The 22,458-nt window shown below is 67.3% G+C and carries 21 protein-coding genes; 8 read left to right on the top strand and 13 right to left on the bottom strand.

Annotated elements, in window-relative coordinates:
- Window positions 1-98: 98 nt before the first annotated feature.
- Genes ACX9OT_RS16655 through ACX9OT_RS16665 form a run of 3 tightly spaced genes read right to left on the bottom strand, consistent with a single transcriptional unit; the run spans window position 99 to window position 3,317 of the window.
- A complete protein-coding gene (locus ACX9OT_RS16655; protein WP_459002940.1) occupies window positions 99-821 on the bottom strand; it encodes a DUF6348 family protein in 723 nt (240 codons plus the stop codon).
- Between the two features lie 50 nt (window positions 822-871).
- The gene (locus ACX9OT_RS16660) at window positions 872-1,525 is read right to left on the bottom strand and encodes a membrane protein (protein WP_049422868.1); all 654 of its coding nucleotides are present in this window, start codon (window positions 1,523-1,525) and stop codon (window positions 872-874) included.
- Window positions 1,526-1,574: 49 nt separating this feature from the next.
- Window positions 1,575-3,317 (bottom strand): glutamine--tRNA ligase/YqeY domain fusion protein, encoded by a 1,743-nt coding sequence (locus tag ACX9OT_RS16665; protein ID WP_459002942.1) that lies wholly within the window; start codon window positions 3,315-3,317, stop codon window positions 1,575-1,577.
- A 259-nt stretch (window positions 3,318-3,576) separates the two neighbouring features.
- On the opposite strand from ACX9OT_RS16665, the gene ACX9OT_RS16670 reads away from it, so the two are divergent.
- Together ACX9OT_RS16670 and msrA are read left to right on the top strand one after the other, a co-directional pair.
- Entirely contained in the window at window positions 3,577-3,840 is a 264-nt protein-coding gene (locus ACX9OT_RS16670; protein WP_010481810.1) for a putative signal transducing protein, read from the top strand.
- Between the two features lie 30 nt (window positions 3,841-3,870).
- The gene (msrA, locus tag ACX9OT_RS16675) at window positions 3,871-4,536 is read left to right on the top strand and encodes a peptide-methionine (S)-S-oxide reductase MsrA (protein ID WP_459002982.1); all 666 of its coding nucleotides are present in this window, start codon (window positions 3,871-3,873) and stop codon (window positions 4,534-4,536) included.
- 575 nt (window positions 4,537-5,111) lie between these two features.
- On the opposite strand, the gene ACX9OT_RS16680 is transcribed toward msrA, so the two are convergent.
- From ACX9OT_RS16680 to ahpC, 5 genes are all read right to left on the bottom strand, one after another.
- The gene (locus ACX9OT_RS16680; protein WP_423167609.1) at window positions 5,112-6,068 is read right to left on the bottom strand and encodes a transaldolase; all 957 of its coding nucleotides are present in this window, start codon (window positions 6,066-6,068) and stop codon (window positions 5,112-5,114) included.
- A gap of 50 nt (window positions 6,069-6,118) precedes the next feature.
- Entirely contained in the window at window positions 6,119-6,523 is a 405-nt protein-coding gene (gene rnk, locus ACX9OT_RS16685; RefSeq protein ID WP_005408156.1) for a nucleoside diphosphate kinase regulator, read from the bottom strand.
- Window positions 6,524-6,646: 123 nt separating this feature from the next.
- Complete coding sequence (locus tag ACX9OT_RS16690; protein WP_032129919.1) at window positions 6,647-7,609, bottom strand: LysR substrate-binding domain-containing protein; 963 nt, start codon at window positions 7,607-7,609, stop codon at window positions 6,647-6,649.
- A gap of 85 nt (window positions 7,610-7,694) precedes the next feature.
- Window positions 7,695-9,287: an alkyl hydroperoxide reductase subunit F gene (ahpF, locus tag ACX9OT_RS16695; protein WP_459002946.1), complete on the bottom strand. Its 1,593-nt coding sequence runs from the start codon at window positions 9,285-9,287 to the stop codon at window positions 7,695-7,697.
- 225 nt (window positions 9,288-9,512) lie between these two features.
- Window positions 9,513-10,076, bottom strand: coding sequence for an alkyl hydroperoxide reductase subunit C (gene ahpC / locus ACX9OT_RS16700; protein WP_005408159.1), 564 nt, complete (start codon window positions 10,074-10,076; stop codon window positions 9,513-9,515).
- 349 nt (window positions 10,077-10,425) lie between these two features.
- On the opposite strand from ahpC, the gene prmC reads away from it, so the two are divergent.
- Together prmC and pip are read left to right on the top strand one after the other, a co-directional pair.
- Complete coding sequence (gene prmC, locus ACX9OT_RS16705; protein ID WP_459002949.1) at window positions 10,426-11,283, top strand: peptide chain release factor N(5)-glutamine methyltransferase; 858 nt, start codon at window positions 10,426-10,428, stop codon at window positions 11,281-11,283.
- A gap of 48 nt (window positions 11,284-11,331) precedes the next feature.
- Window positions 11,332-12,273: a prolyl aminopeptidase gene (gene pip / locus ACX9OT_RS16710; protein ID WP_032130095.1), complete on the top strand. Its 942-nt coding sequence runs from the start codon at window positions 11,332-11,334 to the stop codon at window positions 12,271-12,273.
- A 139-nt stretch (window positions 12,274-12,412) separates the two neighbouring features.
- On the opposite strand, the gene ACX9OT_RS16715 is transcribed toward pip, so the two are convergent.
- The gene (locus ACX9OT_RS16715; RefSeq protein ID WP_459002984.1) at window positions 12,413-13,297 is read right to left on the bottom strand and encodes a LysR family transcriptional regulator; all 885 of its coding nucleotides are present in this window, start codon (window positions 13,295-13,297) and stop codon (window positions 12,413-12,415) included.
- 105 nt (window positions 13,298-13,402) lie between these two features.
- Between ACX9OT_RS16715 and ACX9OT_RS16720 the strand changes: the two genes are divergently transcribed.
- Together ACX9OT_RS16720 and ACX9OT_RS16725 are read left to right on the top strand one after the other, a co-directional pair.
- Window positions 13,403-14,821: an MFS transporter gene (locus tag ACX9OT_RS16720; protein ID WP_459002951.1), complete on the top strand. Its 1,419-nt coding sequence runs from the start codon at window positions 13,403-13,405 to the stop codon at window positions 14,819-14,821.
- A complete protein-coding gene (locus tag ACX9OT_RS16725; RefSeq protein ID WP_459002953.1) occupies window positions 14,818-15,489 on the top strand; it encodes a DUF7716 domain-containing protein in 672 nt (223 codons plus the stop codon). The genes ACX9OT_RS16720 and ACX9OT_RS16725 overlap by 4 nt, the downstream gene beginning before the upstream one ends.
- A 312-nt stretch (window positions 15,490-15,801) precedes the next feature.
- Here the strand turns inward: ACX9OT_RS16725 and ACX9OT_RS16730 are convergent, their stop codons facing one another.
- From ACX9OT_RS16730 to ACX9OT_RS16745, 4 genes are read right to left on the bottom strand one after another with little or no spacing between them, the layout of a single operon-like run.
- On the bottom strand, window positions 15,802-16,599 hold the full coding sequence (locus ACX9OT_RS16730) for an N-formylglutamate amidohydrolase (protein ID WP_459002955.1): 798 nt from the start codon (window positions 16,597-16,599) through the stop codon (window positions 15,802-15,804).
- Window positions 16,592-17,146 carry an NUDIX hydrolase gene (locus ACX9OT_RS16735; protein ID WP_010481791.1) on the bottom strand — a complete coding sequence of 185 codons (555 nt, stop codon included), beginning with the start codon at window positions 17,144-17,146 and terminating at the stop codon, window positions 16,592-16,594. The genes ACX9OT_RS16730 and ACX9OT_RS16735 overlap by 8 nt, the downstream gene beginning before the upstream one ends.
- Window positions 17,143-18,093, bottom strand: coding sequence for a 5'-3' exonuclease (locus tag ACX9OT_RS16740; protein ID WP_189720598.1), 951 nt, complete (start codon window positions 18,091-18,093; stop codon window positions 17,143-17,145). Before ACX9OT_RS16740 ends, ACX9OT_RS16735 begins: the two co-directional genes overlap by 4 nt.
- Complete coding sequence (locus tag ACX9OT_RS16745; RefSeq protein ID WP_049399990.1) at window positions 18,090-18,671, bottom strand: nitroreductase family protein; 582 nt, start codon at window positions 18,669-18,671, stop codon at window positions 18,090-18,092. The genes ACX9OT_RS16740 and ACX9OT_RS16745 overlap by 4 nt, the downstream gene beginning before the upstream one ends.
- Window positions 18,672-19,002: 331 nt before the next feature.
- On the opposite strand from ACX9OT_RS16745, the gene ACX9OT_RS16750 reads away from it, so the two are divergent.
- Together ACX9OT_RS16750 and ACX9OT_RS16755 are read left to right on the top strand one after the other, a co-directional pair.
- A complete protein-coding gene (locus ACX9OT_RS16750; protein ID WP_459002958.1) occupies window positions 19,003-21,324 on the top strand; it encodes a PacR family protein in 2,322 nt (773 codons plus the stop codon).
- A gap of 52 nt (window positions 21,325-21,376) precedes the next feature.
- A complete protein-coding gene (locus ACX9OT_RS16755) occupies window positions 21,377-22,456 on the top strand; it encodes an NAD(P) transhydrogenase subunit alpha (RefSeq protein WP_459002960.1) in 1,080 nt (359 codons plus the stop codon).
- Window positions 22,457-22,458: the final 2 nt, after the last annotated feature.

Consider the following 22,458-nt stretch of genomic DNA (forward strand, 5'->3'; position numbering starts at 1 on the left):
CGCGGGGGTGCCTCGTAATGGGATGGAAGAAGGTGCGGTTGCTTGGGAAACCGGCGCGCAGTGTAGCCGCACCGGCCTGTATCGGGTGTGGCGGTGGGTCAGCCCGGCGAGCCGGTGCGGATCACCACGTACTGCTTGCGGAACTCCAGCCCGGCCTGCGGCCAGCTGGCGGCATAGGCGCGCAGCAGGGGCAGGGCGGCGGCGAAGTCGTGGCCGTTGACCCGGCAGTCGGCTTCGCACAGGCCGTCGGCATCGCGCGAGGCGAACAGGCGGATGGCGAGGAACTGGCGGGCTTTCAGCAGCTCATCGAAGGCCTCCATGCTGCGGGTGAACAGGCAGCAGGGGCAGGAACCGTGGTCGTCCTCGCTGCAGGTGGAGGCATCCACCTCCTGTGCGCGGTAGTGCGCCAGCGGCCCCAGTACCACGGTGCGCTGGTGTTCCTCGCCATCGTCACCGGCCGGATAGGTCAGGCCCATCATCGGCAGGCCCTGCGCGTCTTCGGCGCCGATCGCGGTCTGCAGCGTCGCCAGGTCCACCCGCACCCAGGTCTGGAAGCCGGACAGCAGCGATGCCTGCTCATCGGCACCGTTGGCGTGCTGGTACTCGAACAGGCCATCGGCGAACAGCAGCGGATGCTGGCTCTCGATGACGGTAGAGGTCTGCCAGCCGCCGTTGTCGCGCGCGTGCGCGGCCATCGCATGCGGGGTCAGGCGCAGGCCGCTGTCCAGCAGCAGCGCGTCGCCGTCGACGTGGCTGGCGATGCCGGCCTCCTGCAGGACCTGCTGCAGCAGCGGGAGGAGGTCGGTGGAGGTCGTGGTCATGTCAGGCCTGTGGATGGATGGGGTGGAACATCCAGGCAAGGCCTGGGGATCTAGCGGTCGAGCGCGTCAAGTTCGGCGCGATATCGCTGCGCGTCGGACTGCTGCTGCGGATCGTTGCCGTGGTCGCGCAGCCAGGTTTCCAGCTCGCGGCGATAGTCCGCGCGGAAATCGGCATTGCCCGGGCTGAAGTGCAGCTTGCGCGCCGCCACTTCCACCCGCTCGCGCGCGCTGGCCCGGGCCTGGGCGATGCCGTGCGGCGATTCATTGGTGAGGATGACGAAGTTGCGCGGGAAACCCGGCGTGTACTTGACCACGAACGGCTGGTCGGGCGCCGGGATGCGGATCGCGTTCTCCAGCGGCCACAGCGAGGCGGTGTTGGTGTGGAACACCACCTCCACGTCGCGGCCCTCGGCGGTGCGCAGCACCCCTTCGTAGCGCCAGATGTACTGCTCGTTCATGGTCGAACTGGTGCGCTCGGACTTCACGATCACCGCTTCACCAGGCTCGCCCACCACGTTGAGGAAGGCGGCGTTGAGGAAGTGGCCGAGGAAGATGTTGAGCATCGCCAGCGGGAACACCACGATGGCGTAGCCCGGAAAACGCCGCCACCACGAGACCAGCCCGGCCAGCACCATCGCCGAAAAGAACGTCAGCAGCGGATGCTGCGAGATGAACCAGAGCAGGACGGAGAGGGCGGTGATCATCGTCGGGGTCATGCGGGCGCCGTGCTGGCGCCCGCGCGGGTCCTCAGGCCTACCAGGTGTCGCGCAGGGTCACGCTGCGGTTGAACACCGGCTTGGCTTCGGTGTGGTCGCGGCGGTCGGCGACGAAGTAGCCGGTGCGTTCGAACTGGAACGACTGCTCCGGCGCAGCGCTGGCCGCGGCCGGCTCGACATAGCCGGTGACAGTGCGGCGCGATTCCGGGTTGAGGTAATCGCGGTAGGTCTTGCCTTCCGACTCGTCGTCCGGGTTCGGCACCGAGAACAGGCGGTCGTACAGGCGGATCTCGGCCGGCACGCCATGCACGGCGCTGACCCAGTGGATGGTGCCCTTGACCTTGCGGTTGGCGCCTTCCATGCCCGGACGCGATTCCGGATCCAGCCAGCCACGCAGCTCGGTGATGGTGCCGTCGGCATCCTTGATCACTTCATCGCAGCGGATGATGCCGGCACCACGCAGGCGCACTTCGCCACCCGGGACCAAGCGCTTCCAGCCCTTCGGCGGCACTTCGGCGAAGTCCTCGCGGTCGATCCACACTTCGCGTGCGAACGGCACTTCGCGGCTGCCGAAGCTCTCGTCCTTCGGGTGGTTGCTGAAGGTCAGCTGTTCTTCGTGGCCTTCCGGGAGGTTGGTCAGCACCAGCTTGACCGGGTCGACCACGGCCATGCGGCGCGGCGCGGCGCTGTCCAGGTCTTCGCGCAGCGCGCCTTCCAGCACGCTGAAATCGATCAGCGAATTCTGCTTGCTGATGCCCACGCGCTCGGCGAACAGGCGCATCGCGGCCGGGGTGTAGCCACGGCGACGCAGGCCCTGCAGGGTCGGCATGCGCGGGTCTTCCCAGCCGTCCACCAGCTGCTCGGTAACCAGCGCCATCAGCTTGCGCTTGCTCATCACCGTGTAATTGATGTTCAGGCGCGAGAACTCGATCTGGCGCGGCTTGGCGGCTTCGCGCGGCAGGCCGGCGTCGACCAGCGGCTGGGTCAGCGTGTCGTCATGGGCGAAATCGACGTTGTCCACGCACCAGTCGTACAGCGGGCGGTGGTCTTCGAATTCCAGCGTGCACAGCGAGTGGGTGATGCCCTCGATCGAGTCGCCCAGCGCGTGCGCGAAGTCGTACATCGGGTAGATCGGCCACGCGTTGCCAGTGTTCTGGTGCTCGACGTGCTTGATGCGGTACAGCGCCGGATCGCGCAGGTTGATGTTGCCGCTGGCCATGTCGATCTTCGCGCGCAGGGTGCGCGCGCCATCCGGGAATTCACCGGCGCGCATGCGGCGGAACAGGTCGAGGTTTTCCTCGACGCTGCGGTCGCGCCACGGCGACGGGCGGCCCGGCTCGGTCAGGGTGCCGCGGTAGGCGCGCACTTCCTCGGCCGACAGGTCGCAGACATAGGCCTTGCCCTGTTCGATCAGCTTTTCGGCGGCCAGGTAATAGGTCTGGAAGTAGTCAGAAGCATGGCGCAGTTCGTTCCAGCTGAAGCCCAGCCAGCGCACGTCGTCCTGGATCGCGGCCACGTATTCCGGGTCTTCCTTGGCCGGGTTGGTGTCATCGAAGCGCAGGTTGCACACGCCGCTGAACTCGCCGGCGATGCCGAAGTTCAGGCAGATCGACTTGGCATGGCCGATGTGCAGGTAGCCGTTCGGTTCCGGCGGGAAACGGGTCTTGATCGCCTGGTGCTTTCCGCTGGCCAGGTCCTCGCGCACGATCTGGCGGATGAAATCGCGCTTTTCGTGGCTGTCGGCGGGGGTCTCGGGGCTGGCGGGGGTGTGCTCGGACATGAGTCGGCGAAAAGAAAGGCAGAAAGACCGCCAGTCTAACGCGTACGGGGCAGGGCTGCCCGGTGGGGCGTGGGGATGCCGGCCAGCGGCCGGCACTACCAGGCCCTCTTCCCGGTAGCGCCGGCCGCTGGCCGACGGAATGTGGATCGCCGTGCAATTGGGTAGTACCGGCCGCTGGCCGGCAGAACGGTCATGCGCCGTCACCACCACCATTCAGCCCCCGGGCGTATGCTGGGACCCTGTCCCACGGAGCTGCCGCATGCACATCGTGTACAAGGCCGACAACCTGTTCGACGCCCACCTGGTCAAGCACGCGCTGGAGGATGCCGGCATCCCGGCCTTCGTGTTCGGCGAGTCGTTGCTGGGTGGCATGGGCGAGCTGCCGCTGTTCGGCGTGCTGCGGGTAGGCATCCCTGATGCGGCACGGCCGCAGGCCGAGGACATCGTGGCGGCGCTGGACTTGGGCCACGCGCCGGACGCCCCCATTTCAGATGCAGACGACATAGCCGGCCTTCCGGCGTAGGAGCGCATCATGTTGGGAATTGGCCAGGGCATCCTCGGCATCGGCGCCTTCAAGCAGCGCCTGCCGCGCCCGGAAGAAGCACTGCCGGGGCGTGACCAACCGCTGCCGCTGCACAGCAACCAGCACTTCGTGAACAGCCATCCGCTGAAGGACCGTTTCGCCGGCCTGCAGCAGATCCGCTTCGCGCTGGGCTGCTTCTGGGGCGCCGAGCGCAAGTTCTGGACCGAACCGGGCGTGTACAGCACCTCGGTGGGCTATGCCGGCGGCATCACCCCGAACCCGACCTATGAAGAGGTGTGCTCGGGCCTGACCGGCCACACCGAAGTGGTGCAGGTGGTGTTCGACCCGGCGGTGGTGAGCCTGGAGCGGCTGCTGCAGCTGTTCTGGGAAAGCCACGACCCGACCCAGGGCATGCGCCAGGGCAACGACACCGGCACCCAGTACCGTTCGGCGATCCACGCCACCGACGAGGCGCAGTACGCCGCCGCGCTGGCCAGCCGCGAGGCCTACCAGGCGCAGCTGGATGCGGCCGGCTACGGCCCGATCACCACCGAGATCGTGTACCCGGCACCGGCGTACTACTACGCCGAGGACTATCACCAGCAGTACCTGGCGAAGAATCCGAGCGGCTACTGCGGTATCGGCGGCACCGGGGTGAGCTGCCCGATCGGGTTGGATGTGGAGGCGCCGCGCTGACGCGCGGTGGTCCGCCTGCGGCGGGCAACGTCAAAATCAACGTCAACAGCCAAAGCGGCTCTGGGTTGTTGTGAGTTTGGCGGGACGGGTACAGATGGCGGGACACGCCGTAAACCCGTCCATGGGGGCTCGGCCACGGCATCCATGCCGTGGACGGTCCCGCCATCTGCACCCGTCCCGCCTTCGACAGTTTCCCGGTGACGGTGGGCAAGAGCATTGGGTTACTGACGAACTGAAAGAAAACAAAAAGGACGCGGCTTTCGCCGCGTCCTTTTTGTTTGATCCTGCAGTGCTTTCTGTAGAGCGGAGCCATGCTCCGCTCCGAGCAAGCGAAGCGCGCGACCCGCTTTGCTCTTCTTTCTTTCATCCGTGGCGCGCGGCCACCGGAAACTGTCAGAGGGCGGGCGGGTTGGGTTCGCGGGAGTGTCCGCCGCATGGATGCGGCGGCCAAGCCTCCAGGGACGGATTCACGGCGTCTCCCGCGAACCCAACCCGCCCGACCCAGCGCGGCTTTCGCTCTTGCTTCAATGCGACCAAGCCCCCGCCACGAGGGGCTCAGCCGTTGGCCGGAATCCTCACAGTGCCGCGCGGATCCGCTCGCGCAGTGCTTCCAGATCCTTGGCAAACGCATCGATACCGGTCGCCAGCTTCTCGGTCGCCATCGGATCGGCCGCCAGATCCGCTGCGAACTTCGCTGCATCGATCGGGGTCACCGCCGCGCCATCCGCCGCACCGGCCACCAGCTTGCGCGGCAGCTCGCCGTGGTCGGCGTCCAGCTTCTCCAGCAGATCCGGCGAAATCGTCAGGCGGTCGCAGCCGGCCAGCGCTTCGATCTGCGCGGTCGAACGGAACGAGGCGCCCATCACCACCGTCGGCGAACCGCGGCGCTTGAATTCGGCATACACGCCGCGCACGAACTTCACGCCCGGGTCTTCATCGATGTTGGCCGGGGTCTGGCCGTTGGCCACGTACCAGTCCAGGATGCGGCCGACGAACGGCGAGATCAGGAACGCGCCGGCTTCGCTGCAGGCCAGCGCCTGGGTCGGGTTGAAGATCAGGGTCAGGTTGCAGTCGATGCCTTCGGCCTGCAGGATGCGCGCGGCTTCCACGCCTTCCCAGGTCGCGGCGATCTTGATCAGGATCTTCTCGCGCGGCACGCCGGCATCGGCGTACATCTGGATGAACTGGCGGGCCTTGGCTACGGTGGCAGCGGTGTCGTGGGCCTGGTCGGCATCCACTTCGGTGGACACGCGGCCCGGCACCAGCGTGCTCAGCAGCGCGCCGACGCCGATGGTCAGGCGGTCGGCCACGGCGTGCACCACGGCTTCGCGGTCGCCACTCTGCTGGCGGCCCCAGGCCAGTTCGCGTTCGATCAGCTCGGCGTAGACCGGCAGGTCCAGGGCCTTCTTCACCAGGGTCGGGTTGGTGGTGCAGTCCACCGGCTGCAGGCGCTTGATCGCCTCGTAGTCACCGGTATCGGCAACGACCACGGACAGTTCGCGCAGCTGGGACAGTTTGGACGGGGTACTCATTACGGCTCCTGGTGCAGGGGGATCGAATCGCGCGCGGTGCGCAGCGGTAATCAGGGGCGGTCGTTGTGGACCGCGGTCACGCGCAGGCGCAGCTTGCGGCCGCCGGGCGCGTTCCAGTCGATGCTCTGGCCGATCGAAAGGCCGAGCAGGGCACTGCCGACCGGGGCCAGCACGGAAACCTTGCCTTCATCGACGTTGGCTTCGCGGGGGAAGACCAGGGTCAGGACGTGCTTCTCGCCCGACACTTCATCTTCGCACTCCACGCGCGAATGCATCATGACGATGCCTTCGGGAATCTGGTCCGGTGCCAGCACGGTGGCCCGGTTGAGTTCTTCAGCAAGCGCGAGCGCGGCAGGCGTCTGGCTCAGCGCAGGGGATTCGAGCATGGCGTCCAGGCGGTCCATGTCGAAGGTGGAAACGGTGATCGACGGCGGCAGGCCGCTGGCGGTACTCATGGTGAAGCTCCTTGGTTGAAAGCCATGCAAAAGGCGGCACCTGCTGGCGCCGCCTGTCTGTATTGTGGGGACAAATGCGACCGGAATCGACTCCTGCCGATTCCAGGCCGGTGCTGCGGGGGTTCAGCCGTTCAGCGCAGGGCCGGGCAGGGCGGTCGTGTCGCCGGCGGCGTTGACCGCTTCCAGGGTGAACAGCGCCTGCGGCAGGCGCTTGAACTGATCGGCCAGCTCCATCAGGAAGTCGTTCATGGCCGAGCTGCGGCGCCAGATCATCGCGATGCGGCGGCTGGGGCGTCCTTCGCCGGTGAAGTCGAGCAGGCGGATGTTGTTCGAGCGCGGCACCGGCGGCTGCACCGACAGGCTTGGCAGCAGGGTGATGCCGACGTCGGCGGCGACCATCTGCCGCAGGGTTTCCAGGCTGGTGGCGCGGAACTCGGACTTCTCGTTGGCACCGAACAGGCGGCAGACTTCCAGTGCCTGGTCGCGCAGGCAATGGCCATCTTCCAGCAGCAGCAGCTTCTGCGTGGCCAGCTCCTGCACGTCCAGGTGTTCGCGACGGGCCAGCGGGTGGCGCCCGGATACGGCCAGCAGGAAGGGTTCCTCGAACAGGAACTCGGCATGCAGCTGGTCGTCGATCACCGGCAGGGCCAGCAGTGCAGCGTCGAGCTTGCCTTCGCGCAGACGGTCCAGCAGCACATCGCTCTTTTCCTCGACCAGCAGCAGTTCCAGCTCCGGGAAGCGATCGCGGATGCGCGGAATCACATGCGGCAGCAGGTACGGGCCCAGGGTCGGGAAGATCCCCAGGCGCACCGTACCGGCTTCCGGATCGCGACTGCGACGTGCCGCTTCCTTCAGCTGTTCCACTTCGGACACGATCACCCGTGCCCGTGCTGCTGCTTCCTGGCCGGCCGGGGTCAGCATCACCTTGCGCGGTGCACGTTCCACCAGCGGCAGGCCCAGCTCTTCTTCCAGCTTGCGGATCTGCGTGGACAGCGTCGGCTGGCTGACGAAGCAGGAGGCGGCAGCCCGGCCGAAATGCTTGTGGTCGGCCAGGGCTACCAGGTACTTCAGATCACGTAGGTTCATCCTTACACCCCAGGGGTAACGGACCGGCTGACGGCATGGTTACCCGACAGGCAGACAATGTTCCCGGTGATCTGGGAACGATGGATCAGGCAGCTTCAGCAACAGCACCACTGCTGCTGCTCACCGACGAGCGGATCAGGTGGTCGAACGCGCTCAGTGCGGCGGTCGAACCGGCGCCCATGGCAATGATGATCTGCTTGTAGGGTACCGTCGTGCAATCGCCAGCAGCGAACACGCCCGGCAGGTTGGTCTGGCCACGGTCGTCGATGACGATCTCGCCACGCGGCGACAGCGCCACGGTGTCCTTCAGCCACTCGGTGTTGGGCAGCAGGCCGATCTGCACGAAGATGCCTTCCAGCTCGACGCGGTGGGCGTCGCCGCCGACACGGTCCTTGTAGACCAGGCCGGTGACACGGCTGCCGTCGCCCAGCACTTCGGTGGTCTGTGCGCTGGTCAGCACGGTGACGTTGGCCAGGCTGCGCAGTTTCTTCTGCAGCACTTCGTCGGCGCGCAGGCTGGAATCGAACTCCAGCAGGGTTACATGCGACACGATGCCGGCCAGATCGATGGCCGCTTCCACGCCGGAGTTGCCGCCGCCGATCACCGCCACGCGCTTGCCCTTGAACAGCGGACCATCGCAGTGCGGGCAGTAGGCCACGCCCTTGTTGCGGTACTGGTCTTCGCCCGGCACGTTCATCTGGCGCCAGCGTGCGCCGGTGGACAGGATCACCGAACGCGACTTCAGCACCGCGCCGTTCTCCAGCTGCACCTGCACCAGGCCGTCTTCACCGGCCGGCACCAGCGCACTGGCGCGCTGCAGGTTCATGATGTCCACCTCGTACTCGCGCACGTGCTGTTCCAGCGCCGTGGCCAGCTTCGGGCCCTCGGTCTCCTTCACCGAGATGAAGTTCTCGATCGCCATGGTGTCCAGCACCTGGCCACCGAAACGCTCGGCGGCGATGCCGGTGCGGATGCCCTTGCGCGCGGCGTAGATCGCCGCTGCTGCGCCGGCCGGGCCACCGCCCACCACCAGCACGTCGAAGGCGTCCTTGGCGGCGATCTTCTCGGCATCGCGCTTGCTGGCATTGGTGTCCAGCTTGGCGACGATCTGCTCGAGGGTCATGCGACCCTGGTCGAAGACTTCACCGTTGAGGTACACGGTCGGCACCGACATGATCTCGCGCTTCTCGACTTCGTCCTGGAACAGGGCACCGTCGATGGCCACGTGCTGGATGCGCGGGTTGAGTACCGCGGCCAGGTTCAGCGCCTGCACCACGTCCGGGCAGTTCTGGCAGGACAGCGAGAAGTAGGTTTCGAACTTGTATTCACCTTCCAGGTTCTGCACCTGCTCGATCAGCTCGGCGGTGGCCTTGGACGGGTGGCCGCCGACCTGCAGCAGCGCCAGCACCAGCGAGGTGAACTCGTGGCCCATCGGCAGGCCGGCGAAGGTCAGGTGGATGTCCTGGCCCGGGGTGCCCAGGTCGAAGGACGGCACGCGGCCCTGGCCATCGCGCAGCACCTGCAGCGAGATCTTGTCCGACAGGCTGCCCAGGGTCTGCAGCAGTTCCAGCATTTCCTGCGACTTGGCGCCGTCGTCGGCGTGCGCGGTGATCTGGATCGGGCGGGTCACGCGCTCCAGATAGGTCTTCAGCTGCGACTGCAGGTTGGCGTCCAACATCGGGTCATCTCCTGGCTTCAGGCAAACAGGGGGCGTGGCACCGCTGTAGAAGGTAGCGGACCAGCAGGGGGTAGGGGTGAACCCAAGACAGCGACCGTGGAAGGGGCTGGCTGGCCAAGGCGGGCGAGCGTTGGCTGTCTTGGGTTCACCCCCACGCCGGCGGGGGGACCGGCACGGGGATGAAAGGCGCGCCGTGGCGTGGGGCCACGGCAGGCCGGTACTGCTTTAGATCTTGCCGACCAGGTCCAGCGACGGGGTCAGGGTCTTCTCGCCTTCCTTCCACTTGGCCGGGCACACCTGGTTCGGGTTGGCGGCGGTGAACTGGGCAGCCTTCAGCTTGCGCAGGGTTTCGGAGACGTCACGGGCGATCTCGTTGGAGTGGATCTCCAGGGTCTTGATCACGCCTTCCGGGTTGATGATGAAGGTGCCACGCAGGGCCAGACCTTCTTCCGGAATGTGCACGCCGAAGGCGTTGGTCAGCTGGTGGGTCGGGTCGCCGACCAGCGGGAACTGGGCCTTGCCGACGGCCGGCGAGGTTTCGTGCCACACCTTGTGCGAGAAGTGGGTATCGGTGGTGACGATGTAGACCTCGGCGCCAGCCTTCTTGAACTCGGCGTAATGGTCAGCCGCGTCTTCGATCTCGGTCGGGCAGTTGAAGGTGAAGGCGGCCGGCATGAAGATCAGGACGGACCACTGGCCCTTCAGGCTGGCGTCGGAAACCTTGATGAACTCGCCATTGTGGTAAGCGTTGGCTTCGAACGGCTGGATCTGGGTGTTGATCAGGGACATCGTTTTTCCTCTGGTGAAGGGGAGTGGGTGAATCGACAGGAGCTAGGTTACCGACTCGCTGGCGATAAGAACAATCCATTGATTGCATCTATTTGATAGATGTAGTCTATCAAAATGCACTGAGCAGGCACTGAACCCGGACGCTTTCATCCTGCAACTGCCTGTGTGACAAGGAAAATCTTCCGGAACGGCTGAACAGGGCCAATAGTCCCTCCTTATCCGCTCGGGCAGAACCTGAACGGATTGCAGCCTTTTGTAGAGTCGAGTCATGCTCGACTGCGGACCTGTGGATGTGTAGCTCGACTGCGCCAGAAGCAGCCGAGCATGGGCTCGGCTCTACAATTACGGAATGCCTTTCCAACCCGAACCTTCCCTGCGCCAGGTCGTGGCCGAGGCCAGTGCCCGCCTCGGCGGCGTCGAGGCCCGCCACGAGGCCGAACTGCTGCTGCTGCACGTGCTGGACCGCCCGCGCAGCTGGCTGTTCGCGCATGCCACCGATCCGCTGGCCGCCGCCGACCTGGCCGCCTTCGAAGCGTTGCTGGCCCGCCGCGTGGCCGGTGAGCCGGTGGCCTACCTGACCGGCCGCCGCGGTTTCTGGACGCTGGACCTGGAAGTCGATCCAACCACGCTGATCCCGCGCCCGGAAACCGAGCTGCTGGTCGAGCTGGCGCTGGGGCGCCTGCCGCAGGACCAGGCGCTGCAGCTGGCTGACCTGGGCACCGGCAGCGGTGCGATTGCACTTGCACTGGCCAGCGAACGGCCCCAAGCGCAGGTGCTGGCTACCGATGCCAGCCCGGGCGCGCTGGCCGTGGCCGCGCGCAATGCTGCTCGCCACGAACTGCGCAACGTCCGCTTCGCCGAGGGCGGGCACGACTGGTATGCGCCACTGCAGGGTGCACGCTTCGACCTGATTGCCAGCAACCCGCCATACATCGCCAGCGACGACCCGCATCTGGAGCAGGGCGACCTGCGTTTTGAACCGGCTTCCGCGCTGGCCTCCGGCGTGGATGGCCTGGATGACATCCGTCGCATCGTAGACGGTGGCCAGGCCCACCTGCTGCCCGGCGGTTGGCTGCTGATCGAGCACGGTTGGGACCAGGGCGCGGCGATCCGCGCGCTGTTCGACGCGGCGGGTTTTACGGAGGTGCAGACCGTACAGGATCTGGAGCAGCGCGACCGCATCACCCTGGGCCGGCGTCCGGCCTAGAATGGAGGTTCTCCTGCCCCGGCAGGGCATCACCCTGGAGCTGCAAGCATGCGTACGCTGTACCCCGCCATCACCCCCTACGACGTCGGCACCCTGAAGGTCGACGACCGCCACACGCTGTACTTCGAACAGTGCGGCAACCCGGATGGCAAGCCGGTGGTGATGCTGCACGGTGGCCCGGGCGGTGGTTGCAGCGACAAGATGCGCCAGTTCCACGACCCGTCCAAGTACCGCATCATCCTGTTCGACCAGCGCGGTGCCGGCCGTTCCACGCCGCACGCGGACCTGGTGGACAACACCACCTGGGACCTCGTCGCCGATATCGAGAAGCTGCGCGAGCATCTCAAGGTTGATCGCTGGCAGGTGTTCGGCGGCAGCTGGGGTTCGACCCTGGCGCTGGCCTATGCCGAAACCCACCCGCAGCGCGTGACCGAACTGGTCCTGCGCGGCATCTTCATGCTGCGTCGCTGGGAGCTGGAATGGTTCTACCAGGAAGGCGCCAACCGCCTGTTCCCGGATGCGTGGGAGCACTACCTCAAGCCGATTCCGTCGGTGGAGCGTCATGACCTGATCTCGGCCTTCCACCGTCGCCTGACCAGCGAAGACGAAACCACCCGCCTGGAAGCGGCCAAGGCGTGGGCGGTGTGGGAGGGCGCGACCAGCTTCCTGCACGTGGACGATGACTTCATCAACAGCCACGAAGACCCGCACTTCGCGCTGGCCTTTGCCCGCATCGAGAACCATTACTTCGTCAACGGCGGCTTCTTCGAAGTGGAAGACCAGCTGCTGCGCGACGCGCACCGCATCGCTGACATTCCTGGTGTGATCGTGCACGGCCGCTACGACGTGGTCTGCCCGCTGGCCAACGCCTGGGACCTGACCAAGGTGTGGCCGAAGGCGAAGCTGGAAATCACGCCGGCTTCGGGCCACTCGGCGTTCGAAGCCGAAAACGTGGACGCGCTGGTGCGCGCCACCGATAGCTTCGCCTGATCGGTAACGCCGGGCCATGCCCGGCGCTATCGGCCCTCATCCGCGCATGGCGTGGATCTACCGCAGCCTGGTAGTGCCGGCCGCTGGCCGGCAACCCGGAAACGGTTGGATGCGCGCAGACGCCGGCCAGCGGCCGGCGCTACCACTGCCCGGCCAGCAACGCGTCGGCCAGTACCTGCAGCTTCGGCGAATGCTGGCGCGACGGTGGGTAGATCAACGACAGTTCGCGGCTGCGGCCTTCGAACGGCTGCAGCACGCGCTGCAGGCGGCCATCGGCCAACGCATCGGCCACGGCGAAATCCATCACCTGCACGATGCCGATACCGGCGATGGCCGCTTCCACCAGCGGATCGCCGCTGTCGAACACCATCCGCGTCGGCGGCGTGAACTCGCGCAGTTGCCCCTCCTGCAGGAACTGCCAGTCCACCAGCCGGCCACTGCGCAGGTTGCGCACCGCCAGGCAGGCATGATCCTGCAGCGCGGACACATCGTCCGGTGCGCCGCAACGGGCCAGATAGGCGGGGCTGGCCACCGTCACCCAGCGCAGCGGCCGCAATGGCCGCGCGACGATGCGCTGGTCGGCGATGACGCCGGTGCGCAGCGCGGCATCGAAGCCTTCCTCGACCAGATCGACCAGACGGTCGCTGAGCACCGCTTCCACCTGCAGCTGCGGATGCTGCTGCAGCAACGGCGCCAGCATCGGCACCAGCACCTTGCGCCCGAACATCGACGGCGCACTGACCTTCAATGTGCCCGAGGGCGTGCACGGGCGGTCGGCCAGTTGCCGTTCGGCATCGTCCAGGCCGGCCAGCAGTGGTGCCACCTGTTCCACGAACTGGCGGCCATCCGGGGTCAGCGCCACGTTGCGGGTGTTCCGCTGCAGCAGCTTCACCCCCAGCATGACTTCCAGCCGCCCGATCGCGCGCGACAGGCCGGACTGGCTCAGGCCCAGCTGGCCGGCGGCCACGGTGAAACTGCGCGCTTCGGCCACCTGCACCAGCATGCGCACCGCATTGAGGTCCATCGAGGCTCCATTCATGCCGAAAATCATGACAGATATGGTCGGGGAGGGGTTTATTGATTGGCTCGCATCAATGAGACTGCGCTCCCCCACCGCGCCAGACCGCCGATGCCTCCCCTCAAATACCCGCGCTGGGCGCTGACCCTGCTGGCCACCGCCCAGCTGATCATTGCCCTGGATGCCACCATCATCTTCGTTGCCTTGCATGACATGGGTCGCGCGCTGCAGATCAACGCGCAGCAGCTGCAATGGGTGGTCAGTGCCTACACTGTGGCCTTCGGCGGCAGCCTGCTGCTGGGTGGCCGTGCCGCCGACCTGATCGGCCGCCGCCGCTTCTACCGGCTGGGCATGCTGCTGTTCGCGCTGGCCTCGCTGCTCGGCGCGCTGGCGCCGAACGCCACGCTGTTGATCATCGCGCGCGCCGCACAAGGCGTCGGGGCGGCGCTGCTGTTCCCGGCCACGCTGGCGCTGATCAACACGCTGTACGCCGAAGGCCCGATACGCAATCGTGCGCTGGCGATCTGGAGCATGGCCAGCGCGGTCGGCCTGGCGCTGGGCACGCTGCTCGGTGGCGTGCTGACCCAGGCGTTCGGCTGGCCGGCGGTGCTCGCGGTGATCGTGCCGCTGGCCACGGCGTGCGCGGTCGCGGCCGGTACATGGCTGCCGGCCGATGGTCCACGCGTGCAGGGCCGTTCCTTCGATCTGGCCGGTTGTCTCACTGTCACCGCTGGCGGCAGCCTGCTGGTCACCACCCTGGTGCAAGGGCCGGAGTGGGGCTGGACGGCGCCGGCTACGCTCATCTGCCTGCTGCTTTCAGCCGTATTGTTGACGGTGTTCGTACAGATCGAAAAGCGCAGCCGTGACCCGCTGATGCAGTTTTCGCTGTTGCGCCTGCCCGGCCTCCGCGCCGCGCTGGGTCTGACCTTCGCTTTCATGAGCAGCTATGGCGTGCAGTACTACTTCCTGGCGCTTTACTTCCAGGATGGCTATGGCTGGAGCCCGCTGCAGGCCGGTATGGCCTTCCTGCTGCCGACATTGGTGTGCACCTTCGGCATCCGGATTGCCGAACGCATGCTGCGGCGCCGTTCGCCACGGCAGGTGCTGGCCTGGGGCTTCGCCGCAGGTGCCGTCGGCATCGCCGCGGTTGCGTTGGCGATGCCGCATGGCGCCAGCTACTGGCCGCTGTTGCCGGGCATCGTGGTGCTCAGCATCGGCCAGGGCATGAGCTGGACGGCGATGTGGATCGTGGCCGGGCAGGGCGTGCCGGGTCCGCAGCAAGGCGTCGCGTCCGGCATGGCGGCCACCGCCCAGCAGATCGGCGGCGCCTTGGGATTGGCGGTACTGGTGATGGTCGCCAACGCCGCGCGCGGCACGCAGGCGGCAACCAGCCCTGATGCGTTGCAGGGCATGGTCAATGCACAGTACGGCGCCGCGCTGTTCGCCGCGCTCGGCGTGGTGATCGCGTTGGGCCTGCGCCCGGCGCCGGTAGACTCGGCAGCGACTGCCTGCCTGAGCACCGACGCATGATCGAACTGTTGGACCTGCAACAGACCCTGCATGCCTTCGCTGCCTGCAACGATGACGATGAGGCGTGGAACGCCTTCGGCTGGGTGATGGCCAGCAACGAGGACCTGCTGGCTGCGCGGTTGTGGTTGCCGTCATCCAGTGATGAAGCGCTGGATGACGACGGCGAGCGATCGGCCGCTTCGGCAGCGATGGGGCTGTTCCCGTATCTGGAGCCGGCCACGTTTGCCGACGTGCTGGATGTGCAGAAGCGGCAACGCCCGCTGTCGTCGCTGCAGGACTACGCGCAGGCACTGGCGTACTACACCGAGTACGACGCATTCCAGCAGGTCGAAGGTATCGACGAGGCTCTGGGCGAAGCGGGTGCTGAGGAACAAGCGGAGGCGCGCGAGGCAGGGGTGGGCGCAGGCATCTTCGCTTCGTTCGATCTGTGCCTGGTGGCGTGCCCGGCAGACCAGCTGAAGGCTGCTGCGCAGCGCGTGGCGCGCCTGCTGGAGATGCCGGTGGGCGAGGCGTTGGCGCGCTGCCGTGCGTTGCCGCTGGTGCTGGGTGAAGCGCTGGATCGTCGCCGCGCGCAGGCGATCAAGGATGATCTCGAAGCGATCGGTGCGACCGTGCAGGTGCACGGGTTCAAGCCGTTCCCGTGGATGGATGCGCCCGTATTGCGGTAGTGCCGGCCGCTGGCCGGCAACCTCAGGTTCGTTGGATCATTGCAGTTGCCGGCCAGCGGCCGGCACTACCAAGCCTGGGTAAATCACCCGGCGGCCAGCAACTGCGGTTGCAACGCGCTGAAGATCCGCGCCAGCCGCTCCCAAGGATGACTTCGACGCCACCGGTGCGACCGTGCAGGTGCACGGGGTCAAGCCGTTCCCGTGGATGGATGCGCCCGTATTGCGGTAGTGCCGGCCGCTGGCCGGCAACCTCAGGTTCGTTGGATCATTGCAGTTGCCGGCCAGCGGCCGGCACTACCAAGCCTGGGTAAATCACCCGGCGGCCAGCAACTGCGGTTGCAGCGCGCTGAAGATCCGCGCCAGCCGCTCCGCCCATGCCTGCTGCCCGGCGGCATCGGCGATCAGGTCCTGGCGGATCTCCAGTTCCACGTGCACCAGACCGCGGCCCTCGCCATGCACCGGCACCGCGTAGTCGCTGGTGCTGCTGACCGAATACGGTTCGTTGTCACCCACCACCAGGTCGCCTTCGTCGCGCAGTGCCTGCAGCAGTGCATGCGCAAAGCGCGTGTCCTGGTGGTACAGCACGCCGGCATGCCACGGCCGCTGCATGCCGTTCATCGCTGGCGTGAAGCTGTGCATCATCACCAGCAGGGTGGGGCGACCGGCATCGCGGCGTGCGTCCAGTTCGGCGTCGATGCGCGCGTGGTACGGCGCGTGGATCGCGTCGATGCGCTGTTGCCGCTGCGCCACCGACAGCCCGGCATTGCCCGGGACCACGGTGTGGTCGCTCACTTCCGGAATCAGCGTCGGCGAGGCCAGCGGGCGGTTGCAGTCGATCAGCAGCCGCGAATAGGTCTGTTCGATCGCCCAGGCATCCAGCCGTTCGGCCAGTGCGCGGGTGGTGCCGGCAATGCCGATGTCCCAGCCGATGTGGCGGCCGAGTTCGGTCTGTGCCAGGCCAAGCCTGCCCAGAGCACGCGGCACCTGCTGGCCGGCGTGGTCAGCCAGCAGCAGGTACGGCGAAGCGCCCTGCGGCCGGTGAATCGCGTAGATTGCCGGGTCGTCGGCGCCGAGCAGCGCCGGCAGCGCATGCAGGTCGGCGTCAGCCACGCGGGCGCCCGTCCAGGTGGTGCTCGATCATCCACAGGCCAGCCCAGAGCTTGGCGTCCAGCTCGTAGCCTTCGCCCATCTTCTGCACCAGCCAGGCCGCGGCCTCACTGCGTGGAATCTCGTGCACGGTGATGTCCTCGCTGTCATCACCGCCACCTTCGCCGATCCGGCGCAGGCCGGTGGCGCGTACGAAGGCGATCTTCTCGCTGCTGGCGCCGGACGACGTCGGGCCGATCATCAGCACTTCGGCGTGATCGGCGGTCCAGCCGGTTTCTTCTTCCAGTTCGCGCACGGCCGAGACTTCAATCGATTCGCCGGCGTGGATGTCGCCGACCAGGCCGGCCGGCATCTCGATGGTGGGTGCCTGCAGCGGCACGCGGAACTGCTCGACGAACAGCACCTTGTCCTCCGGGGTGACGGCAATGATGATCGCGGCCAGGCCACCGGCGTGGGTACGTTCGCTGTATTCCCAGGTGCCGCGCACCAGCATGCGCTGGTACTTGCCTTCATAGACGACACGCGGGGCTTCGGTGTTGCGCTGGCTCATGCGGGCTCGCTGGAATTGGAAAAGGATGGAGTGGGAACGGGGTCGGCCACGCCGGCGGCATCGAACAGCCGGCGGCGGGTCATCGGGCCGAAGCGCAGGGTCTGGCACAGGCCACCGAGCAGCTCCGGGTCGGCCGCCTGGCGCAGCAGCCCGGGCTGGCTGCCGTCCAGCGGCGCGTCCAGCGCGATGGTGGTCAGCTGGCGCCAGAGCTGGGCGTGCTCGCGCTGTTCGCGCAGGCGCACCGCCATCTGTGCCGCGCCGCGCAGGCGCAGGAACGGCACTTCGTCCAGGCGTTCGTACAGCGCATCCATGCTGCCGAAGTGGGCCAGTAGCACGGCGGCGGACTTGCTGCCGACACCACTGACACCGGGAATGTTGTCCACCGCATCGCCGCACAGTGCCAGGTAATCGGCGATCTGGTGCGCGTGCACGCCGTGCCGCGCCTTCACTCCGGCTACGTCCCAACGCTGGTTGCGTGCGTAGTCCCACTGCTCGTCGTGATCCAGCAGCAGCTGCGACAGGTCCTTGTCGGCGGAGATGATCACCCCGCGGTGGCTGCCACGGTGCACGTGCAGGGCGCTGCCGATCAGGTCATCGGCTTCGAATTCGTGGTGGGCCAGCACCGCAAGGCCCAATGCCGCGCACAGCGCCTTGCAGTGTACGAACTGGCGCTTGAGCGCCTCCGGTGCCGGGTCGCGGTTGGCCTTGTAGGCCGGGTACAGGCGATGGCGGAAGCCGCTGTCGAGCGCTTCGTCGAAGGCGATGGCGATGTGCCGGGGGCGCTCGCGCTCCAGCAGGTCCAGCAGGAAGCGGGCGAAGCCGTGCACGGCGTTGGTCGGCCAGCCCTGCGCGTCCTGGAACTGGTCCGGCAGCGAGTGCCAGGCGCGGAACACGTAGATGCTGGCGTCGACCAGATACAGCGATGGCGGCGGAGCCGGCAGGCTCATGCCGGTGGCGTCCAGTCGCGCAGCAGGGCCGCCGGATCGGGGCGCTCGCGCTCAGGTACATCGGCCTTGGGTGTACCGATGTGGATGAAGCCGGCGATGCGTTCGCCTTCGACCAGGCCTAGGTGGGCCTGTACCGCCGGATCGAAGGCCATCCAGGCGGTCAGCCACTGCGCGCCGAAGCCCAGCGCCTGCGCGGCCTGCAGCAGGGCGAAGCAGACGCAGCCGGCGGTCATCAGCTGTTCCTGCTCGGGCACCTTCGGGTCTGGCCGCGGGCTGGCCACCACCACGATCACCAGCGGCGCATGGCTGAAACGCTGGCGGTCCTTCTCGAATACTGCCTCGCCCGCATGCGGGTCGCGCTGGCGGCTGCGCTCGGCCAGGAAGTCGCCCAGAGTGTGACGTGCATCGCCGGCGATCTTCAGGAAGCGGAACGGTACGCGCTTGCCGTGGTCGGGCACGCGCACGGCCGAGGCCAGCATGCGCTGCAGGGTGGCTGGATCCGGTCCGGGCTCGCCCAGTTGCCGCGAGGGCACCGAGCGGCGGGCATCCAGGGCAAGCAGGGCAGCGGGGTCGGGCATGGAGTCTGAACCGGTCATCACGGGTGTTTGATTATAGTCGGGGTGGTCAATGACGCCGTCTGTGTCGCGTCCCGCCCCTGAATATCAAACTGTGATGAACATCATGCCACTGGCGGGAAAGGGACGACCGCTTCCTCTCGCCTCGTGGGCCTCGCACGGCTTACGATATCTATCTTGCCGGGCCGCCGGTCATGAGGTTTGAAGTGAGGACTGTTTCACTGTCCGTGACGGGCTGGCCGGCCTACCATCGACGTACCGGCACATGGGGTGTGCCGGCCGTCGCGATGTCCATGCTGTCTGTCGTACCAGAGAAGGTGGGGAGCCTTCCCGAATGATGAGCGCGCCCACACCGATGGGATCGCCGGGCCGTGACCCGGTCCAGCTTCAGCGTGCCCGGGACATGGTCCTGCCGGCGCTGTGCCAGGCGTTCGGGGCCGCACTGGCGCGTTTCGACGATGCACTGTTCGACCGCGCCGGCAATGCTGGCTCGTCGCAGCTGCTGTTCCTGGATGCGATGCGCGAGCTGCGCCGTCGCCGTGAGGACATCGCCGCCGCCTTCGCCGGCCACCTGCAGCGGGCCTGGGATGCACTGGCCAGTGGCGAGCCGTTGTCGGCCGAAGCCACCCTGTCCGGGCCGGCCGAGGATGGCCTGAGCCTGCTGGCTGAACATGTACTGGAATCGCGGCTGGCGGTGCGCAATTTCGCCACCGTGCTGCTGCGTGACTTCAAGCCGGTGCTGGCGCGGCTGGACCGCCGCCTCGGCCGCCTGATCGGCGGCGCCGAGCTGGACGCCGACCACAACCCGGTCAGCCCCGAACATCTGGGCGTGGCCATCCATGAGGCCTTTGCCGGCTGCGAACTGGCGCCGGAAGTGCACCTGGTGCTGATCAAGCTGTGCGAGCGCGACCTGCGCGCGCCGGTGGGCCGCATCTACGAGAAGCTGGACGAGCAGCTGGCCGCCGCTGGCGTGATGTCGCAGATGGGGGCGCCGCGGCGTCCAATGTCTGCCGCGCCCGACCCGCGCATGGCGCCCGGGTCGGACGATCTGGTCGAGCCGCGCCACGCGGCGGGCTTCGAATCCGAATTCAGCGATGATGAACAGGCCGCGCCGGCCTGGGCACAGCGCTTCGCTGCGCGCTGGTCCGAGCGCCGTGGCCACATGCAGCAGCACCTCGGGAGCGAGGATGCCGGCAACGGCGAGGCGTATGCCGGCCAGCAGGGAATGCTGCTGGAGGCCCTGCATGAGCTGCTGCAGCAGACCCGTCACGTTCGCGAGGACGCCACCTCGGCAGCGCAGGTCGCGGTTGGCCAGCACCGCCCGTTGAGCCAGCGCGAGATGATGTCGGTGCTGTCGCTGCTGCAGGCCACGCCCAGCGCCACCCTGCGTGCGGCCATCGGCGAGGACGGCGAATCACTGGCGCAGCGGCTGAAGAGTGAAGTGCTGTCCAGCGCCACCCGTCTCGGCGTCGATCCTGGCCAGACCCGGCTGGACCCGCAGGACGAAGATGCGATCGATCTGGTTGGCATGCTGTTCGACGTGATGCTGGACGAACGCGAGCTGGAGGGCCGTTCGCGCGAGTTGATCGGCCGCCTGGTGGTGCCCTTCGTCAAGGTGGCGATGCTCGACCGCCGCATGTTCGTGCAGAAGACCCACCCGGCCCGCAAGCTGCTCAACTCGCTGGCCGAAGCCTGCGAGGGCAATACCGGCGAAAGCCAGGCCGAGCGCATGCTGATGGCCAAGGTCGAGGAAATCATCGAGCGCCTGGTGGCTGAGTTCAACGAGAACCTGGCGATCTTCCTGACCCTGGAAGAAGAATTCCGCGAGTTCCTCGTGCAGCACCGCCGCCGCGTGGAAATCGCCGAGCGCCGCGCCGCCGAAACGCAGCGCGGGCAGGAAAAGCTGGAGATGGCCCGCAGCCGGGCCAGTGCGGAACTGGATCGCCGCATCGGCGATGCCACCCTGCCGCCGGCCATCGCCGAGTTCCTGCGCCAGCCGTGGCAGCACCACCTGACCCTGGCGCTGCTGCGCGAGGGCGAGGAGGGCGCGTCGGTGGCCGAGGCACTGAGCCTGGCTGACGGCCTGCTGGAGGAAGTGGCCGAGGCCCGCCGCCAGATCGTCGGCAAGCCGTGGCTGCAGGCCTGGCAGCCGGTGCTGGCCAAGGTATTTGCCAGCGTCGGCGTGCACGGCGATGCCGCCACCGGTGCCATCGACGCCCTGCACGACACCCTGCAGGGCATTGCGGAATCGCGACCGGAACTGCAGCGCGCGCTGCCGGAGCTGCCGCAGGTCGCCTTGCCGGCGCCGCCGGTGGCTGAGTCGCCAGCGGTGGAGCTCGGCGGGCAGATCGACGCCGACGATTTCGACAACGCCGACGCCGACCGCTTCCGACGCATGGAAATCGGCAACTGGCTGGACTTCGTCGACAAGGACGGCAAGGTGCAGGCCGGCAAGCTGTCCTGGGTCAGCCCGATTTCCTCGCGCCTGCTGTTCGTCAACCGCCGCGGCGTGCGCTTCTGCGTGGCCTCGCCGGAAGAACTGGCAGTGATGGTGCGGCTGGGCCGCCTGCGCGCCCACGTCGACGATGGCGCCTTCGACAGCGCGATGCAGGGTGTGATCGATCGGCTGGACCCGGGCAGCGCAACACTGCACTGAGCCGTGGCCGCCTGCTAGGATCGGGAAAACTCACCGATCAGCGGGGACCTGCATGGCCGTGGCGTTGCTGGGGATCAAGGAGACCGCGCCGGGCGAACGGCGCGTGGCGTTGACGCCGGAAACCGCGCGCAAGCTCGGTGCCTTGGGCATCACTGTCTGGTATGAGGCCGGCGCCGGTCTGGCGGCGGGATTTACCGATGCTGCCTATGACGACGCCGGTGCACGTGTGTTCGATGTAGGTCGCTGGGCCGAGATCGATATCCTGCTGTGCGTGCAGGCACCGCCGGTGGCGGTGCTGGAGCAGCTCAAGCCCACTGCCAGCGTGGTCGGCCTGCTGACCCCGGCCAGCGATCCGGCGCTTGCGGCATTGGCCGCTGGCGACCGCCTGCACCTGTTCCCACTGCAGCAGCTGCCGCGCACCACCCGCGCGCAGGCGATGGATGTACTCAGCTCGCAGGCCGGCATGGCCGGTTACAAGGCGGCACTGATCGCGGCCGAGCGTGCGCCGCGTTTCTTCCCGATGCTGACCACCGCCGCCGGTACCGTGCGCCCGGCCAAGGTGCTGGTGATCGGTGCCGGTGTGGCCGGTCTGCAGGCCATCGCCACCGCGCGTCGTCTCGGTGCACAGGTGGAAGGTTTCGACGTGCGCCCGGAAACCCGCGAGCAGATCCAGTCGCTGGGCGCGCGCTTCCTTGATCTTGGTGTGAGTGCAGCCGGTGAAGGCGGCTATGCGCGTGCGTTGACCGATGAGGAACGCGCCGAGCAGCAGCGCCGGCTGGCCGACCACCTGCGCAGCGTGGATGTGGTGATCTGCACGGCAGCGGTACCGGGGCGACCGGCGCCGATGATCGTGACTGCCGCGATGGTGGAAGGCATGGCCACCGGCAGCGTCATTGTCGATCTGGCGGCAGAGAGCGGCGGCAACTGCGCACTGACCCAGCCGGGGCAGTGCATCGAACATCAGGGCGTGACCATCGATGGCCCGCTTGGCCTGGCCAGCCGCGGCGCGACCCAGGCCAGCGAGATGTACGCGCGCAACCTGCTCAACTTCGTCGCCTTGTTCGTGCGCGAAGGGGAGCTCAGTTTCGACTGGGACGACGAGTTGCTGGCGAAGACACGCTGGCAGGCGTGAGC

It is taken from the genome of Stenotrophomonas genospecies 3 (assembly GCF_054473855.1).

Bases quoted from the DNA above. Each gene is read 5' to 3' on its own strand.
- ACX9OT_RS16715 (WP_459002984.1), bottom strand. From the start codon at position 13,297: ATGGACCTCAATGCGGTGCGCATGCTGGTGCAGGTGGCCGAAGCGCGC.
- pip (WP_032130095.1), top strand. From the start codon at position 11,332: ATGCGTACGCTGTACCCCGCCATCACCCCCTACGACGTCGGCACCCTG.
- prmC (WP_459002949.1), top strand. From the start codon at position 10,426: ATGCCTTTCCAACCCGAACCTTCCCTGCGCCAGGTCGTGGCCGAGGCC.
- ACX9OT_RS16680 (WP_423167609.1), bottom strand. From the start codon at position 6,068: ATGAGTACCCCGTCCAAACTGTCCCAGCTGCGCGAACTGTCCGTGGTC.
- ACX9OT_RS16745 (WP_049399990.1), bottom strand. From the start codon at position 18,671: ATGCCCGACCCCGCTGCCCTGCTTGCCCTGGATGCCCGCCGCTCGGTG.
- ACX9OT_RS16755 (WP_459002960.1), top strand. From the start codon at position 21,377: ATGGCCGTGGCGTTGCTGGGGATCAAGGAGACCGCGCCGGGCGAACGG.
- rnk (WP_005408156.1), bottom strand. From the start codon at position 6,523: ATGAGTACCGCCAGCGGCCTGCCGCCGTCGATCACCGTTTCCACCTTC.
- ACX9OT_RS16735 (WP_010481791.1), bottom strand. From the start codon at position 17,146: ATGAGCCAGCGCAACACCGAAGCCCCGCGTGTCGTCTATGAAGGCAAG.
- ahpF (WP_459002946.1), bottom strand. From the start codon at position 9,287: ATGTTGGACGCCAACCTGCAGTCGCAGCTGAAGACCTATCTGGAGCGC.
- ACX9OT_RS16655 (WP_459002940.1), bottom strand. From the start codon at position 821: ATGACCACGACCTCCACCGACCTCCTCCCGCTGCTGCAGCAGGTCCTG.
- ACX9OT_RS16750 (WP_459002958.1), top strand. From the start codon at position 19,003: ATGATGAGCGCGCCCACACCGATGGGATCGCCGGGCCGTGACCCGGTC.
- ACX9OT_RS16660 (WP_049422868.1), bottom strand. From the start codon at position 1,525: ATGATCACCGCCCTCTCCGTCCTGCTCTGGTTCATCTCGCAGCATCCG.
- ACX9OT_RS16690 (WP_032129919.1), bottom strand. From the start codon at position 7,609: ATGAACCTACGTGATCTGAAGTACCTGGTAGCCCTGGCCGACCACAAG.
- ahpC (WP_005408159.1), bottom strand. From the start codon at position 10,076: ATGTCCCTGATCAACACCCAGATCCAGCCGTTCGAAGCCAACGCTTAC.
- ACX9OT_RS16670 (WP_010481810.1), top strand. From the start codon at position 3,577: ATGCACATCGTGTACAAGGCCGACAACCTGTTCGACGCCCACCTGGTC.
- ACX9OT_RS16740 (WP_189720598.1), bottom strand. From the start codon at position 18,093: ATGAGCCTGCCGGCTCCGCCGCCATCGCTGTATCTGGTCGACGCCAGC.
- ACX9OT_RS16665 (WP_459002942.1), bottom strand. From the start codon at position 3,317: ATGTCCGAGCACACCCCCGCCAGCCCCGAGACCCCCGCCGACAGCCAC.
- ACX9OT_RS16725 (WP_459002953.1), top strand. From the start codon at position 14,818: ATGATCGAACTGTTGGACCTGCAACAGACCCTGCATGCCTTCGCTGCC.
- ACX9OT_RS16720 (WP_459002951.1), top strand. From the start codon at position 13,403: ATGCCTCCCCTCAAATACCCGCGCTGGGCGCTGACCCTGCTGGCCACC.